This is a genomic window from Pedobacter hiemivivus (assembly GCF_004331685.1).
In the GTDB taxonomy this organism is placed as follows: domain Bacteria; phylum Bacteroidota; class Bacteroidia; order Sphingobacteriales; family Sphingobacteriaceae; genus Pedobacter; species Pedobacter hiemivivus.
This window is the reverse complement of the sequence record NZ_SJSM01000001.1, coordinates 656,275-674,204: the sequence shown is the minus strand read 5'-3', so window position 1 is coordinate 674,204 and position 17,930 is coordinate 656,275. Positions and strand designations below refer to the sequence as shown.

At 38.7% G+C, this 17,930-nt stretch carries 12 protein-coding genes; 10 read left to right on the top strand and 2 right to left on the bottom strand.

What is annotated here, in order from left to right; genetic code table 11:
- Nucleotides 1-94: 94 nt before the first annotated feature.
- The 4 genes from EZ444_RS02375 to EZ444_RS02360 all read left to right on the top strand — a co-directional run bounded on the left by EZ444_RS02375 (nt 95) and on the right by EZ444_RS02360 (nt 4,575).
- A complete protein-coding gene (locus EZ444_RS02375; RefSeq protein WP_131606849.1) occupies nt 95-1,162 on the top strand; it encodes a DUF4297 domain-containing protein in 1,068 nt (355 codons plus the stop codon).
- Between the two features lie 44 nt (nt 1,163-1,206).
- Nucleotides 1,207-2,922, top strand: a complete 1,716-nt coding sequence (locus EZ444_RS02370) for a coiled-coil domain-containing protein (protein ID WP_131606847.1) — start codon at nt 1,207-1,209, stop codon at nt 2,920-2,922.
- A 210-nt stretch (nt 2,923-3,132) separates the two neighbouring features.
- Entirely contained in the window at nt 3,133-3,813 is a 681-nt protein-coding gene (locus EZ444_RS02365; protein WP_131606845.1) for a hypothetical protein, read from the top strand.
- Between the two features lie 180 nt (nt 3,814-3,993).
- Nucleotides 3,994-4,575 carry a uracil-DNA glycosylase family protein gene (locus tag EZ444_RS02360; protein ID WP_131606843.1) on the top strand — a complete coding sequence of 194 codons (582 nt, stop codon included), beginning with the start codon at nt 3,994-3,996 and terminating at the stop codon, nt 4,573-4,575.
- Nucleotides 4,576-4,943: 368 nt separating this feature from the next.
- On the opposite strand, the gene EZ444_RS02355 is transcribed toward EZ444_RS02360, so the two are convergent.
- Nucleotides 4,944-7,310, bottom strand: coding sequence for a hypothetical protein (locus EZ444_RS02355; RefSeq protein ID WP_131606841.1), 2,367 nt, complete (start codon nt 7,308-7,310; stop codon nt 4,944-4,946).
- 110 nt (nt 7,311-7,420) lie between these two features.
- Here EZ444_RS02355 and EZ444_RS02350 point away from each other — a divergent pair, with 110 nt between their 5' ends.
- Both EZ444_RS02350 and EZ444_RS02345 read left to right on the top strand, forming a co-directional pair.
- Nucleotides 7,421-8,395 (top strand): restriction endonuclease, encoded by a 975-nt coding sequence (locus EZ444_RS02350; protein ID WP_131606839.1) that lies wholly within the window; start codon nt 7,421-7,423, stop codon nt 8,393-8,395.
- 45 nt (nt 8,396-8,440) lie between these two features.
- Nucleotides 8,441-10,372, top strand: a complete 1,932-nt coding sequence (locus tag EZ444_RS02345; RefSeq protein WP_131606837.1) for a hypothetical protein — start codon at nt 8,441-8,443, stop codon at nt 10,370-10,372.
- Nucleotides 10,373-10,413: 41 nt separating this feature from the next.
- Here the strand turns inward: EZ444_RS02345 and EZ444_RS02340 are convergent, their stop codons facing one another.
- Complete coding sequence (locus EZ444_RS02340; protein WP_131606835.1) at nt 10,414-11,064, bottom strand: hypothetical protein; 651 nt, start codon at nt 11,062-11,064, stop codon at nt 10,414-10,416.
- A gap of 126 nt (nt 11,065-11,190) precedes the next feature.
- Here EZ444_RS02340 and EZ444_RS27105 point away from each other — a divergent pair, with 126 nt between their 5' ends.
- The 4 genes from EZ444_RS27105 to EZ444_RS02325 all read left to right on the top strand — a co-directional run bounded on the left by EZ444_RS27105 (nt 11,191) and on the right by EZ444_RS02325 (nt 17,923).
- Nucleotides 11,191-11,346, top strand: a complete 156-nt coding sequence (locus tag EZ444_RS27105; RefSeq protein ID WP_165503500.1) for a hypothetical protein — start codon at nt 11,191-11,193, stop codon at nt 11,344-11,346.
- Between the two features lie 123 nt (nt 11,347-11,469).
- The gene (locus EZ444_RS02335; protein ID WP_131606833.1) at nt 11,470-12,864 is read left to right on the top strand and encodes an SIR2 family protein; all 1,395 of its coding nucleotides are present in this window, start codon (nt 11,470-11,472) and stop codon (nt 12,862-12,864) included.
- A 104-nt stretch (nt 12,865-12,968) separates the two neighbouring features.
- Nucleotides 12,969-14,567 (top strand): DUF6377 domain-containing protein, encoded by a 1,599-nt coding sequence (locus EZ444_RS02330; RefSeq protein WP_225874605.1) that lies wholly within the window; start codon nt 12,969-12,971, stop codon nt 14,565-14,567.
- Between the two features lie 209 nt (nt 14,568-14,776).
- Nucleotides 14,777-17,923: a SusC/RagA family TonB-linked outer membrane protein gene (locus EZ444_RS02325; RefSeq protein ID WP_131606831.1), complete on the top strand. Its 3,147-nt coding sequence runs from the start codon at nt 14,777-14,779 to the stop codon at nt 17,921-17,923.
- Nucleotides 17,924-17,930 lie beyond the last annotated feature (7 nt).

The following is a 17,930-nucleotide window of genomic DNA, read 5'->3' as shown; positions in this document are numbered from 1 at the left end:
TCGCCTTTCATTTTTAAAAAGCAAGACAAATTATTTAATATATCAATACTTTCTGGATTGAGAATAATAATTTTCTTTAGTTAGTTTAAAGGAATTGGCTAAAAATCCCCTATTTGGATCTCAAAGGGAATCCGCCGGCAGTGAAACTTGGGAAAAATATCATTACCAATATCATTGGGCATTATTCACTATAATATCTCTTTATATAGAAGATAAAGAATTTGCTGTGTTCATGGAATTGCATGAAGATGTAGTATTATCTGATTCTCTTGACCAAAATGAAGCAAAATTCGATTTTAATCAGGTAAAAACATCTGATGGTGCGTTCACAGAACATGCCTTAGTGATTAAGAAAAAATCTGGGAAAACTGTTTTAGGAAAATTGCTTGGCAATGTGGCAAACAAAACATATGCCGACAAAGTAAAGTCTATAAACTTAGTAGCTACCAATAGCTTTTCACTGGATTTAAAAGATCCTGATGTCAATTTAGAAAAAATCACGCTCAACGACTTAGAAGATGGTTTAAAAAAGAGAATAACAGAGGCTCTAAAAACCGAACTTAGCATAACAGAGGTACCAGAAACAATTAGTTTCGTAATACCTGAACTTCAGGAAAAGGGCTTTCAAAACACCGTAATAGGAAAGATATCACAAATGGTGGCGGAAAAGTATCCGGGAAGCTATTGTGATGCTACACAGATTTACAGACTACTGATAGATGAGCTTGGGAGAAAAGGGATGATTACGACTGATTATATCGAGTGGGAAGATGTCCTCAAGAAAAAATCTTTGACGTCTGCAAGCTTGACTATTGCGGTCAATACTTATACAAATCTAAAGGATGATGACCAAACAAATTCAGCATTCAGTGAAATTTGTGAAGAGCTAGGTTTGAAAACCTTAAGCAAAACAGGACTGAGAAAATCATTTAACCGCTATAAGCTGCAAAAAATTGGCGCCAGGGATACTCGTCAGATAGATATTAGCAGAAATATCATAAGTGCGATCAAGTCAAACATTGGTAGTGCTGGAGATGATTTCAAAACTTTTCTTGATATTGTGGCCTCAAGTGTTGATGTTAAGATAAAGGAGATGCTAAATACTGAACTGGATCTCCATGCTGCCATAATATGCGAATACATTATAAATTCACATGAGTAGAGAAAATTTCAAACTACTAATTAGAAACTTACGACTTGGCAAACATGCAAAGCTTAAAATTCGAACGACTGCTAGTTCTATCCGATTCAAACAAGTCGGCAAATCGGTTTCAATTCTCCCCGAGACTAAATCTGATCACGGCGAAAGACAATAGCGTAGGAAAATCAACTTTGGCAAAACTACTGTTTTGGGCCTTGGGCTGCCCACCGGTGCTTGACACAAAATGGGCAGATCAGGATAGTAAAACAATTATTGACTTTAAGATTGGTGAGCAAAAGTACAGTATAAAACGGTATAAAAATTTAATGGAGCTAAAGGTTGGCAATGAGCTTCCGATTAAGTTCGATAAAATTACTGGCGAATACTCGGAGAAAATGGCAAAATTGCTTAACTTCAAAGTGCTGCTTCCAAACAAGTCTAGCAGAGTGCTCGAGGTACCTTCCCCTGCATATTATTTTCTACCATTTTACATTGATCAGAAGAAAAGTTGGTCTGAAGCTTGGAACAATTTTGAAGGATTTCAACAGTATGCGGATTGGAAGTCCACTGTAATAAAGTATCATGTTGGATTACTTACGCCAGGTTACTTTGAGCTAGAATTGGAAAAATATCAGAAGTCTAACCAGCAAAACCAGATCAATGAAGGAATTAATAAAATAAACATTGCCCTGGAAATAGTCGAAGATTACATCCCTGAGGTTAAACTTTCGACTTTCAATAACCAAAAGTTCGAGGCGATGACTCACGAAATAAGAGTTGATCTTGAAAGTCTAGAAAAAACTCAAGAATCTCTGCTTCATGAGTTTGTGCTAATTCAGGGAGAGAAATCCTATCTACAAAAGCAAAAGGAGATATCAGAAGGAATAATCTCTAATCTTCAGGATGACTATAAATTTGCTGTGGAAAATATTCTTGGCGACGAACTAGAGTGCCCGTTATGCGGAACTTTTCACACAAATACATTGGCTGATCGAGCCTCTATTATGACTGATCTAGCTCAGGCAGAGAAACAACTTTCAAATATCACATCGGATATTCAAACACTGGAACAGCGTATTGCAGCTAGCCAAGAGGACCTATCGACGGCGAGATCGCAGATTCAGAGCATAAATGAAAAATATGTAATTTCTGACGAGGGAGTTGGTGTAACTTATGGGAATATCATAAAAAGAATGGGGGCAGATTCTTTGAGAGAAAACGTCCAGGCTGACAAAGATTTAAGGTTACTGGAAGTGACGACCATTGAAGGTGAGATAAAAGATATCAAAAAAACGCAGGCTGGACTACTGACTCTGGAAGAGAAAAAAGTAATTACGGATGATTTCATTGCAATTTTCAGTAAGTTCATTGATTTGTTGGGCGCCGAGGCTGTTAATCTTTCTAAAATTAAATCGCCGCTTGACTATGCTAAAATAATAAAAGAAGGCGGTGCTGCCGAAGGGTCGAGAGCGATTCTAGCCTATTACTTAACTATTTATTCTCTTGTAAATAGACATGCAAAAGAGGTGAATGCCCCTTTAGTTATTGATACACCGAATCAACACGAACAGTCTAGCGCGAATTATGATAAAATAATCAAAATTCTTACTTCTGAACTCAACCAAAAATCTCAAATCTTTTTATGTGCTATGGATAACCCTCAGTTATCCCCATATGCTGAAAAGGCAAATGTAATAACCCTTGATAAATCTAAACTTCTTTCATTAGATCAGTACGAGGAGGTGAAGAACTTATTTGACAATTGGTATAAGGTAAATTAAAAACAAGGATAATTTAGGACTCCCACAATAACGAGTCCTTGAACATTTTGGAGACAGGAACCGCAAAGCTGAATGGCAGGTTGAATGAGGTTATGCCTGAAGATCTGCGTTCCAAGCGTTGACGGACTAGATTCAGGTAAACTGTCTCAAAAAACGAAGGTCTGCTAGTCACTATTATTTTTTAACCATTAACCTTAAATAGATAGATGCATGATTGTTGAGGCGATGACTTTACAGGAAATCCACAATGAGCTTTTCACAGATCTGCCGACATTGAATGGTAAAATGAACCATTGCAAGAAGGACTTTAGAAGAAAAGTTCTCAAAGCAAGCCGTTTTCCATACACATTTACTTACGAGCTGAATACTCCCATAAAAAAAAATCTTTTTATTGTAACCCTTACAGCCTTAACCAAAGGCAACTCTGATAAACCCTTATTAAGCGTGTACGGGATTTATGATAGACCAGAGGGGAAATATGCCGCTGCACTGTCAGTGGATTTGATAACTACATCCATTTATCCACCGCATTTTTTTAAGCGTTATAGGGAACGTATTGTTAAAGATGATAAGCTTGCAAATAAACAATTGATCCGGTTGTACTTCGCCAAAAGCTGGGGATTTTATAAAGTTGTTGCAAATAAAGGCCACGAAGCTGTATATAATAGTTTTGAAAACAGTACCAATGAAGAGATTAGTTTTATCGCTGCAACTGATGAAGGTTATTGCTTTGGATCTAGCTTTGGCAAGATTAACATCATTAAAACAATTATATCAGAGGAAAACCTTTTTGATGATCAGAAAGAGCTTTTCCATAAACTTCGAGAAGATTACAATAATGCGAACAAAGATAGATATGGTGTGGGCTTCAGATTGATTAACCCAAATTAAGATTATTTTTCAGATCTATCCCGACGGAAGTTATGTAGTCGGTTGGGGGAAATGTAAAATAACTGGCTATAACCGTACATTGCAATAGGAATTTCACCAGGTTTGTTAATCATTGGTCGAACCAAAGTTATTGAAGTTCTCTATAACTGTAAAAAATACTCTAACATTATAAAGCTCAGTATGAGGACTATCAACCACCAATTAATTAATCAACCATTCTTTGTGCCGAAATGGAAAATCAAGCATCTTTTCTTGGGTACGTTTAATCCTGAGGGAGGAGATCCCGTGCGGTACTTTTATGGAAGAAATAAAAATTTCACATGGAAGATCTTAGATGAGGTTTTTCCCAATGAGTTCATGAACTATGGCTTAAAATTGCGTGAAGACTTCTTTGAAAGGCTAATTGCCAATGGCGTAGCATGTATGGACATGATTAGTAGCATTGAGATTGCGGATGAAAAAGTGCATCTCGTAACCGGGAAAGGATACAGCGACTCAGTTATTATTAACAACCAAGTCAAGAGAATATATAATACCGACGCGATCAATACTGTCATCCGAGCGAATCCAAACCTTAAAGTGTATTCAACATGGGGAACGGGTTCTACTCTTGCAACATGGAGACGAGAGCTATCTCTAGTACGAGCTAGAATTATCTCATTAAAATCACCTAGTCCCGTTGCGAGGGTGCCATTAGGTACCGATAAATATTCATATGTACGAAATGATTGGTGGAGTAAAATCCTAGGGGAGTATCATTAAAGGTGTCAAGTTGTGTTATGGTTATTCAAACGGTTGGGGTAGGAGTATTAAGAGTACGCAACGATACCTACATCTCATTGATAAAATGAAAAAGGAAGCCGCTAATAGAATTGTGCTTAATCCTATTGCAGATGTGGATGTGTTGCCGACCGGTTTTCAGTAGATTAAGTTTAAGATTGGATAATTCGATACAATTTTGCGAAAATTGAAAGTAGATATGTTTTGTCTGAGGATGATAGTCGATTCAATGCTAAAAGCACCTAATAGTTAACTCTTGTGGATTATTTGTCCTGTCAGATAGGTATCATAAATTAGATTTCATCATAGGACCACATTGAAACTGCTCAGACGAATGCCATAAACAGTAATTACATGAATCGGCCGAACATATAACTGGCTTCTTCGACTTTATGCACAATAACAGTACCACCGTAGGAAGCAACATGTTCTTTTAATTTCTGGATTCGGCTCTGATTGATCGTTCCTTGGTAGTATGCAATAATCAACTTGTCCGGCCTTATCGCGTCAGCCATGAGTGTCAATTGTTCGAATTGTTTTGCCTTAAAATCCGAACCCGATGCCTTGGCTTCTCCAATGATCAACATGCCGTCTGCGATCATGGCTATATCTATATCTGTAGCCATCCAATGATCTCCTGACCGGACAAGGATGTCCATGCTCGGTGCCCATGCAAAACTTTCGTATGCACCCTGGCGCAATGAAAAATAACCAAGTGTAAGTAAAACAATATAATTCCCGTTAAACTGTTTAGCTCTTTTTACCGGATCGCTGGAAAGGTTGTTATAGATCACATCATTAAACCGGTAATAAAGATGGCTTTGGACGGCCGGTACAACGGATTGGAGACAGCCTTTACAACTCATTTTGTGGTTTAAGTCTGAAAGTGGGTACCACTCATTCGATCCACAGTGATGACATTTGACTTTCATGCCAATAAATAAAGCGTCCATGTTTACAAAAGTCTGCAGATCGAAATCAATACTTTCCATGAAATCTTTCTCCACTGATTTTTCTATAAACATCAATAGTTTATCGTCGTTTAATTCTACATCTGATCGTTCTAGCAATTGCCGGACACTCTGAACATTCTCTAGGTAGATAAGCCTGCGCTCTGTTTTTAAATCAAGGTAACTGAAAGTTCCGTCATTGTTATGGATGTTGCTGGCTCCCATCTTTACTGTGAATTCCTCATTGGTTTCAGCCGCTTCAGTATTGACGGTCCTATTAAAGAAGAACGTCTTCCTATTTTTACCGGTAGATATTCCTAGGATTAGGTCAACCCAAAATCGCTCTAGCAATAAGCTTTGGCAATCGCCGATACTTCCATCAAATAGTTTGATGAATGATGCTAATTTAAGACCTGCATCACTGGGGCGCAATCGCCTGACCGGTGCTTCGATTATTTCTCCGTAAGCTTCTCGTTGACCAATCCTGACATTAATGATATTTATTGCCGTAGGTACTTCAACATCTACTCCACTAATTTCTGGATTTAAGAAAAACGAGGTATGGTGAAGCTTATTCACCCTTGAATCTGCAACACCGAGTATAAAAAAAGGTGGAGTACCTTTAGGGAATTTGATGTAATTGATCTTATTTTCCAACTCTTGAAAAAATTCTACATCATAAACATAGTGCCCGGTTTGAATGGTTCGGTTAATTGTGAAAGCCGGTGCGGGCGTATTTAAAAACTCTTTCTTGCCCAAAAGGACGTTTTTCTTTTTTTTGACAAGTCTCCGGTATGGATAGAATTCGCCGTTGGAAATGCGAGGGCAGCTTAGCATAGAATGAGTAAGAAAAATAAGACTAGGATAAGTTGCATTTAGCTTTGACAGACATTCTTGAAAATGAACGTGACTTAGCGTAAAAGATTGTAAATAAATGGCTTTTCCATAAGTTAAAGAATGTAGAAGGTGGCCAAAATTCGGATCAGTGATCAGTAGTTCCAGTTGTTTTTTGCTGGCAATAAGCTGGAGGATCTCTGCTGAGGGCTTTTGCGACAAAGCACGATTCCAAAAATAAACGAGGTCGTCAGTAGCATTCTGTTCATCATAAATGATGAGTTCGAGACAGCTGAGCTCCCAGTCATTCGTGGGGCGTAACAAAGTAAAATCCGCTTCCAACTGTGAAAGCAGACAGTTGAAAAACGGGCGCTCCTTTGCAATATGGAGATTCGTCTGGGCGATATCGGTGGCATCCAAAACAGTTTTTTTGATTTCTGATATGTGTTCAGCATCCTCAATATATTCGTTTCCAATTCCAAAGCTTAGGTTGTAAAAAGATGTCTGTAAATACTCCTCATGTTGGTTAAAATATACCAGCGAGAAGGGGCGGAATAACCGTAGCGCCTGTCGCTGTGCGTTGGCTATTAAATGATGTGAATATACGCCTTGCAGATTATTCCTGCCATTTTCATCCAATTCAATAAGTTTTCTCGGATTTAAAGGAGAGCATATTTCCTTAACGCGTTCTAGGCCAATTTCTTTGCTATAATAAACCATGTCAGGATCAAAAAGAGGTAATAGATTAGTATAATAAATATTCAGCTGACCATTGTAAACTGGGATGATCGGGTTGTATCGACCTCCCCATAACTGATAATTATTAAGCATTATGCCTATCAGTAACTTCGACTCAATGTTGTGGTCAACCAAAAACAACAGGCGTAAATGGCGAATGTTAGTGTTGCAGAATGTTTTTTCTATTGATGACATATTTGGTTCCTAAGCCCCTAAATTACTAAAGTTATTTTATTGTGGTTTACAACCGATTTAATATAAGTTTGCCTTAAACATAGGATAGTAAAACTTTCAATATAAAGCCAATGCTCACACAAAAGGAAAAAGACGAACTCATTAGGATGACCCGAGAATTCGATGAAAAATATAGTACACCTATCGGAAGGCTGAAACACCGACCCCAAGATCCGGAGCAGGATTTATACATGATTCTTTCGACATTATTTGCCAATGATGGGTATATGTTGGATCTCGTTATGAGTGAACGTCATAGCAACGTGGACTATTTAGCCATGCGGAGAGGTTCACATGAACTTATTGGAGTTGAAGTCAAAGCGGATGCAAGAAAAGCAGAAGACGGCATACAGCAGTTGATCCGTGCTGCAGAAGATCATAATTTTGAAAAAGCAATTTTGATATCGCTTTCAGGTTTTTCTCCGATGTCGACATTGCAGGCAAGGAATCAGCAGCCAATAAATATTCAGCTCCTGGATATCAATGGTATTAAAACGTGGGTATCAAAAATTGAGATAGAACAGGATATCAATAAACTTAATATTGAACAAATCTTAAAATTGAGTTGTCAGCGGTTCGCTGAAGAAATTGTCAAAAACCCAGGTGAGCTCATGTCGTTGGAATGGCGTGATATAGAAAGATTGATTGCTGAGTTATTCGAAGGCTTGTCATTTAAGGTGACTTTGACACCGTCATCGAATGATGGTGGTAAGGACATCATACTGGAGTGCAACAATAAAGGTACTGATGAATCCTATATCGTGGAGATTAAACATTGGCGATCCAAGCAGCGGGTTGGTGCCACATCTATCAGGGAGTTTTTAAGCGTGATCTGCAGGGAGAAGCGGAAGTCGGGATTGTTTTTATCCACTTATGGATTTGCCGACAATGCTTTTGAGGGTTTAACAGAAATTGATAGGCAGATGATTAGGTTCGGTGATGAATTAAAGATCTTAAATATGTGTAAAAGCTATCTTAAAGTAAAATCTGGAATTTGGACTCCAATGGACAGCCTGGAAAATCTCATTACAGATGGCACGCTTTAAAAAATTAACGAACTTTGCGGTTCATTAATTTTTTAAAGCAAACAGATGCGTAGATATTTTTATTTAACCGAGAGTAATCATTGGGTAGGACCTTACAGCTTTGCTGGTATTATTGCAGAAATTGTTCGCACAAAAATCCACTTGCATACACCTGTATGGTCAAAGCATCTAAGCGATGGGGAAAGTGAGCATCCGCAGAAATGTATAAAGAGAAGGAAAGCCGCCCACGAGGTTCTACCGAGATGGTTGTTTTCTGCTAATATTAGAGAAACGCTCAGAATCTGGAAAAAAAGTATTGGGAAGCGTATTAGTAAAGATGACGGAATGGCAAAAATCCTTTCCAAGCCGCTTGAAACCGGAACGTTATTGAATAATGCGCCAGTTAAATATGTGCTTCCTTCATTAACGAGAATCAGTGATTTCAAAGCACTTAACAAGTTTGAAATAACATTGTTCTATTTCACGCGTGAGAGTCAGGTTGAATCTAGTAAACATACTGCCTATACCAAGCATACAGACGGGCAGGGCTTTTCCTTCAATATCATTATGGAGAGCATACCTGATGTGGGAGGTGTTTTGTTTAAAGAATCATACGGTTTACATAGATCCTTGTATCTCCAAAATAAAGCCTCTACCATCAAGACTGGGGAAAATTCAGTTAAAAACTTCTCTACCCGTGTGCCATACCAGCCTCAACAGCTTAAGGGCAATTTTAGTAACCTCAAGACACTGACTGCGTCAGAATATAATGCCTGTTACCAGCGGGTGATAGTACCAATACGCGATACAGAGTTTGTAGGTCCTGCAGGAAGTGTTTTATCCACGGGACGGCTAATTTGTGATAAGGAAGCGTTCAATTCACATGATTCCTTAATTGGACCAAGGTTTCGTACAGGCATATCATTCTTGGAAATGCAGATAGAAGGCTATAGCTATCAAATATATGATCTTAATGAATCTTTTATGGTTATCGATAGTCAGCAAATAATGGATCATGAAGTTTTCAGGAGGCATTCCTTGGCTATTAGGAAAGCGCTGGGTGTGGTTTCCGGTAAATACTATGCCGATGAAGCCTACTACCTGACTGCCCAGGACCAGGACTTTAAAAGTATAGAAGGTCCTTGGTTCGTCTTCGAAAACGAGACTGTGATAACCTCCAGAAGAGTAATAGACACCCAAGTTTTCGATCGTCATAAAGAAGATGTCAAGGCTGGATTGTCCGCTGGAGATCGGCTTCCAATGTCTATTCAGGTTTTTGAGGGGTTATGCAATAAAATAGTGAAAGAGGACGAAATCCTGCGCACTGTTGAACTGGTAATTAGCGCTATGGGTAATTCTGACCCTGTCCAGCAAGGGGCCATGTATTCAGTAGCGCTGGAAACATTAACTGGTCTTTTAAGTAAGATCAATGAAGATAAATTAAATCCTGTACAAGATAAGGAAGTTTTTAAGAGGTTGAAGGCAGAACTTGAAGGAGTAGTAGCCGGTTTCAGTTCAGAGATTTCTGTAGAGGGGATACAGATATTGAACAATAAAATCAGGGCTTTAAATTCGCCGACCAATCGGGATAAATTGGTTAAAACCTTTGCTTTGTATGGAATAAACCTGACGAAAGAAGAAATAAAGACAATTAATGAACGTAATACTTATCTGCATGGAAATTCTCCCTTAGATGCAAGTTTTGCGTATGAACTTGAACAGATTTCATTAAAGCTCCACAACCTTATCCTAAAGCTGCTCCTTAAATATGTTGGGTACTCCGGTCATGTTGTCAATCTAGCTGCTCTGGAATTTACAAAAGATGAAACAAGAATTAGAGAATACGCAGAGAAAGTTCAGCAATTTAGTTCGAACGGCCTTGCTGAGATTAAAAAAATTGTAGAACAGAAGGACTTTAAAAAATTGAGTGTTGCCAAAGAAAAGTGGCTCAAAGAAGTGGAGCAACATAAGCTTCCTCCAATTATTGAGATTATTTAACAAGTATTTCTGTCAATTGAACGTATCAGGTGTTTCAATTTTTAAATTCTTTTGCTGCCTTTGTCCAATTCCTCAATTGAACGGTTGATAATTTCCTGCAAAATTGGGCCTAATTTATTTAATATTTCGTCCAGTTCTTTAGCTTGTTTATATACGGCAAACCAACTGAGCTGAGTTATGGTGTCGAATTGAAGTTTTACATTTTGGTCACGATGTGCAGTAGCGACATTCCTAATTTCGTTTAAAGTTTTCTCATGGGTAGTTTTGAACTGGTTCATTTGCTGTCTGACTTCCTTTAATTGGGATTCGATGCTTTCATAATTGCTGAGTTTGCGAATGATGTGTTTGAAATCTTTTCCCATTAAAGAAAAAAGGTCTATTGTGCTCTCATAAATGAGCATACTGGCGTGCCTGGCATGAACGCGTTTTTTCCAGTTACCTTCTGAAAGCAATAGGTCTGCTACAATATGTTTAAGATCTAGAGAAACGATATTGATAAATGCTGCGGCATTCCAAATGATTTTATCATCATCAAAACCGTTTAAAGTACAATGATCAACTGAATCCATGAATATGTCCAACGTATCTTCCTGGGTCTGAAAACCTTTTTCAAAGGTATCCAAAAGTTCTGCTTTACCGTTCTGAATGACAGTTTGCATCTCATTTTCTTCGCTGCTGGTAATAAATTTCATGACGCAAAATACTAAAATCCTGTTTGTACAGGACTGTTAAATCGAACCAATGATAATCGGCTCGTGTTACTGAACCACGTTGGGAATTTATTTATACCCGTCAGCAATGCCCTTAAGGCAATACATATGGGCCTAGGTATTTCAAAGACCTTGCACGAAGATATTTATGCGGCAGTATCGGAGGCAGGTATCAAACTATATGTGATGGTTTACGATAACGACAAATACCAACGATGGAATCTCACGAAAAAGGAACAACATTGGTGGACATCCGATGAATAGGTGACCGGTAACCCATATCAAATAAAGTGTATGAGTGACATCGCTTCAATTATGTATTGAATTCAGATACAAATTGTTTCAGCTTGGATTTTAATTTATATTCGGGAAATTAACTTACTCGATTTGAAATTAAAAAAGAAAACCATTACTCGTGCTGAGGCACTGATTTTTATTGCCCAGTCATCTGTTTACGGTAACCTTGGGCTGTTCGTAGGTGCTGGATTTTCTATGGCATTAATGAATGATGAAGATAATCCTCCTGTTGCTCTGAACTGGCTTCAGTTAATCAATAAGGTTGCTAAGAAATACGAGTTTACAGTTAAGGATAAACTTGAGAAGGGAAGCTCCCTACCTGAGGTAGTCAGCCGCATTATTCTGGAAGTTTCGAATAAGGATAACCGTGATTACGATGAGGTTTCCCTTGAGTTTAAGCAGCATGTTGCGGATCTGACAGCCTATTATCCAGACGATGATATCCGTGAAACTTTTAGTCGTTACCTGTTAAAGATTGATCCTTCCTGGATTATCACGACCAATTACGATATGGTGCTCGAGTGTCTGCTTCCGGGCAAAAGCCTGACTTTGACACCTTCTGAACAGCTAATGTCTCCTAAAGGTATCATTCCGATCTATCACCTGCATGGGACTAAGAAAGTTCCTAAATCAATAGTGATCTCCCAGGAAGATTATACCACGCTTTTCCGTCCAAATGAATACCGACATACCAAATTGCCACTGACCATAAAAGAATCGACCACTTTAGTGATAGGGTATGCTCTTAATGATATTAATGTGCTCACGGCTGTGGACTGGAGTAAGAATGTATTTAAATCCACAACGATCAGCTATCCTCATGAGATCTTCCAAGTGCACTACGCCGGTAAAGGTTATAATGATCAGCCATATCGCAACAAAGATGGAATCGTTGTTGTCGAGGTGCCTTCTCTCGAAGAATTTTTTGATGAACTCCTAAAATATATTGAGATTGAGGTCAGGTCAGCAGAAAAACTGAAAAAGGATCTTGAAGAAGTCGGTGAGTTGATCCTTAACCCCAGTCCCAAACATATTGAGGACTTTATCGGCGATGAGGATTTTCGAAAGGATATCATAGATCTGTTGGTCAAACACGAATACTACTTGATCTCTGGCTTCATATCAATTTTTGAAAAAAGCCTTAAAACTTGCTGGGAGAGATCCGTTAAAAATAAAGCCTTCTATGCTTACGAACTGATCCTTAAAATCCTTTTGGATATAATTCTTAATATTCCTTTGGAACTAATGCCGCCAATTCTCGTGAAGATGATTGTCAAGGAACTAAATAGGGTTTGCGGATATATTGGAGATCGTTATGGCGAAAGTTGGGATGCTTTTGATATGTGGATAGATGCCAAGAAGGAGTTTCCATTGGATATGCTGAAGGAGCTTTATCATGTGGCTAAAAATCAAAAGTCACATAGTTTGGTAGCCTTTTTAATCAATCATTTTCCAGATGAATTGGTTCCCAAAAAAACGAAGTAATCCTTTTACGTGTTCATAAATGATAAAAATGGAGGTAGAAGAGATTATTTTCTTAATTTGTTTACACCAAACTAAACGAACCAAACCAAATGTGCTCAGCTCTTATGAAAAAAAGTCTACTATTTCTGTTAATTTTAACACTAACAGTTCCTTTATTTGCTCAAAATCTTTCAGAAGATACGCTGGAACAGTTAAGCCAAACCATTACTAAAAAGCAAGACTTTGATGGACATAAGCTGCAGCGGATCGCACGATTGGAACAGGCCTTAAACGAGCATTTAAGTCCTGCAGAAAAATATAGGCTCTTTAGTGCCCTTTATCATGAATACAAGTCCTTCAATTATGATAAGGCATTCTTTTTTTCACAAAAAATGCAGGCCACCGGTCGCTTGCTAAATGATCCGGTTAAAATTGCAGATGGTAAGATTAAGTTTGGCTTTATTCTGCTTTCTTCCGGTATGTTTAAAGAAACCTTTGACTCCTTAAATACGGTTGATGTTAAAATTTTACCCGACAGTTTGAAACAAGAGTATTATTTTCTTACTGCACGTACTTATTACGATCTGGCAGATTATGATAAGGATAATTATTATGCGCCAATTTATAATAAAAGGGCTGGCATTTACATCGATTCTGCTATAGCGCTCTCCAGTCCACAGTCTTACAGCTATACTTATAATTTAGGATTAAAATACCTAAAACTTGGCAAACGGGATCAGGCAGCTGTGTTATTAAAAAAGCTAATGAAAGACTATCCGCTTACCGATCATGAGTTGGCGGTTACCGCATCAACATTAAGTGATATATACATTCAGAACGGCGAGAATGACGAGGCCATCAAATTATTGGAAATGGCCGCCATAGCCGATATTAAATCTTCCACAAAGGAAGCTGCCGCAATGCTCAATCTGGCCCAGCTACTGCATAAAAAGGGCGATATAAAAAATGCATATGTCTATATAAACGAGGCGATGAACGATGCTAGTTATTATGGTGCAAGGCAGCGCAAAATGCAGGTTAGCCAGATTTTAATGGTTATTGCCGGAAAAAAGATCAACTCCGTAGAAGAACAGCGACGTATTTTATTTATTTATGCTTCCTTGCTGACTTTACTTGCCGCCATAGTCATTTTATTTGCCTTTATCATCTCCAGACAGTTAAAGAAACTGCGAAAAGCAGATAAAATTATTGTGAACACCAACATTTCTCTGCAACAAACCATCGATAAACTGAATGAAGCAGATAAGATTAAAGAAGAATATATCGGCTACTACTTTAACCTCATTTCAGAATACATTACCAAGCTTGACCGATTTAAGCGATCTGTAAACAATAAACTGGTCACCAAAAAGTTCGAAGATATACAGCAGCTGGTTAACAACATCAATTTGAAAAAGGAAAAGGAGGAGTTGTTTGTGAATTTCGATAAAGCCTTTCTTACCCTGTTTCCCAACTTTGTAGAAGCCTTTAATTCACTCTTTGCAGCCGAACATCAGGTGAAGCTAAATGCCGGACAATTGTTAAATACAGACCTCAGGATATTTGCACTCATTAGGCTAGGTATAAGTGATACCGAGAAGATTGCGAGTATTTTAGAATACTCTATGAATACCATTTACAATTATAAAGCAAGGATCAAGAGTAAATCTCTAATACCTAATGATGATTTTGAAGATACCATCCTGTCTATTAATACGATATAAGTGATTTGTAGCTTATATTTCGTTTATATTTTTTAATGTCGTCTTGTTTGTAACTTACTGTTGTTTAGCTTGTTGTGTGTTTTTGTGGTCTGTATCGTTTATATTCGATTTTTGAAAATTGATACTGTCCATTTTTTAGATTCACTTTGATATGTATTTGTGACGACCCATTGGCAGCACGGATAAAAACTAACCAAAATATAAATCTAATGAAAAGACAATTACTAAAATCGCTGGGTTTTTGTTGTGTACTTTCACTCGCCTCATTGTTCTCCTTTGCACAAAGGGTAACTGTAAGTGGTAGAGTAACAGATACACACGGAACTCCTTTTCCGGGAGTTAACATCCAATTAAAAGGTTCTACTATTGGTCAGGCTACAAAAGCAGACGGTACTTATAGTATTGTGGTCAACAATGCGGCCGGAGATTGGCTCGTGTTTTCCATGATTGGCTATGCCACCCAGGAGGTTGCTGTAGTCGGAAAAACCGCAATCAGTGTGCAACTACAGGAAGACAACAGACAGTTAAATGAAATTGTTGTCGTAGGTTATGGCACCCAGAGAAGGAAAGATCTTACGGGGTCCATATCATCCGTAAAGGGCGATGATTTTAAAAATCAACCCATAACCAATGCGGTAGAAGCATTGCAGGGCAGGGTTGCAGGTGTTAACATTGTAAAAAACTCTGGTGCACCTGATGCTTCCCCAACCATAATCATCAGGGGGGTATCTTCACTGAATCAGCCTAACCCACTGTACATCGTAGATGGAGTGAGGGTTGATAATGTCAGTAGTATAAACGTGCAGGACATCGAAAGCATGGACGTCCTTAAAGATGCAGCTGCAGCTTCTATATATGGCGCCGCAGCTGCAGGCGGAGTAGTGCTGATTACTACCAAAAAAGGGACATCGCCAATCCCGAAATTTAATTACAATTATCGCTATGGTGTATCTACACCCAAAGTTGGCGAACTGCTGGATAAAGAAAATTACATTAAGTTACAGAATATCATTAACCCGGGCAGGTTTACCAATGCCCCACGTTTGGATACTTTAGCCAATACCGATTGGATTGATGAGACTTTCAACAATGGCAGCGAGCAGAATCACAACTTTTCATTTAGTGGTGCGGTTCCAGTGGTAGATTACCTGGTGTCTGGTTTTTATAATAAGCAGGAGGGCGTAGCTAGAAAAAACTTTTCTAACATTGGCGGCGGCAGGATCAATACTAACTTTAAGATAGGTAACTGGCTAAAATTCGGAGAACAGTTATCTGTATCGCGCCGCAGTACTTCTAATCCGCAAAACGTAGGTATAGAGGCTCAATTGCACAATGCACCTTTCCGTACCTTGCCCATCATTCCGGTGTATAATAAGGACGGTTCTTATGGTACATTACCTACAGGGTATCCCTTACTGGCATTCTCAGGAACACATCCGGTAGGCGCTATTGATAATGCAAGCGTAGAGAATTATAAGAATAATTTTCAGGGAAATGTTTATGCAGAAATTAAGTTGCCGTTTGATCTTACTTTCAGGACCAATGTTGGCTACACTTTTTATAATGAAACACAAAACTACTACCAGAATGCCTTTTCTATAGGCGGCGTTGGGGCGGGGAAAAACTCCTTAAATAAGGTGGCTATAGAAAGCCAGTCGCTACTAACCAATTATATTCTTACCTATAACAAAACACTGGATAAACACAATATTAACGCCATAGCTGGTTTCGAACAGATCACCGGAAGGTATAACGACGCTAATGTCACCTCAACCGATATATCTGCGGAGGCTGGCAGGGACTATTCACTGGTACCTACAGCAGGCACCACTTACTTTGTTACCGGCAGGAGAGATAACAACGCGCTTGTAAAATCTTTATTTGCCCGCTTAAATTACAATTATAATAGTAAGTATTATTTATCAGCCTCTATCAGGGAAGATGCAAACTTTACCGTTTTTGGTCCCAATAAACAAAGAGGTGTATTTCCATCGGTTTCTGCCGCATGGAACATTTCTGAGGAACCCTTCTTTAAAGCAGCATTGCCTGTAGTGGATAACCTGAAACTACGTGCAAGCTATGGGGAGCTGGGAAACAGTAATATTGGTACCTATGCATTCCTTTCCCTTTACCAGCCATTTAATAGTTTAGGCAACGGAAGTGCCGGAGGGGCCAACTTTGCACCTAATGGAACCATTATACCGGGCGTAACCTATAGCGGTATACCGAATCCAAATCTGCATTGGGAAACCGTAAAAGAAACCAATATAGGTTTGGATGCTGCACTGTTAAGCAACAAACTATACTTCACACTTGAATATTATAACAAAGAGACGAGTGATATGCTGTATGCGCTGCCACTAGCACCAAGTGCCGGTATTGCAGGAAATTACCTTACCAATATTGGTAATGTGAGTAACAAGGGCTTAGAAATTATGCTAGGTTACAGATCCAAAATCAGTGATTTAGGGTTCGATATTAGTGTGACTGGGGGATGGAACAAAAATGAGGTGACCAAACTTACCTCCGAAACCACCTCAGAATTTCTAGACGGATATAATTTTTATAACAATGGGGATATAGCCTTTCAGATCATGCCCAATCAAACCATTACCACCACCAGAAAAGGTCTCCCTTTCGGATCTTTTTATGGATACAAAGTACTGGGCATATTTCAAAATGATGTAGAGGCAGCCAAACAAAAAGTACTGGGAATACCTGCAAGGGCTGGGGATCTGCAATTTCAGGACCTTACCGGCGATGGAGATATTAACGATAGGGATCGCCAGGTGATCGGAAATCCTAACCCTAAGCTGGTATACGGTGCCAATATTCGTTTAAATTTTAAAGGCTTTGATGCGGCATTTTTGTTTACTGGCGTAGCAGGGGTTGATTTATTTAATGGTGTAAAGGCTTATGAAATGCGTCCTTTTTCGGATGGCAATACCTCACCTAGAGTATGGGGAGCATCGTTCTTGAATGGGAATGGGGTAACTAATCAACCAAGATTGGGTGTCGTTCAACCAAATGGCAATTTTACCATGGATCCAAATGGGAATTACTCATCCGTAAACAGCTATTTTGTAGAAAGTGGAAATTATCTGAAGCTGAAAAATTTACAGATAGGTTATACCTTCTCTGGGGATATGTTAAAGAAGATTAAAGTGAAAAGCGCAAGAATATTTGCTATGGGAACCAATCTTTTTACCATCACTAATTACAGCGGTCTTGATCCGGAACTAGGCGCTTCATTTTCTCCTTCCGGATATGCAGGTGTAACCTCAAGAGGTATAGATGTGGTTAGCCAGTATCCGCAAACCAAAATCTACTCCTTCGGAATTGATGTCAATTTTTAACCCTATA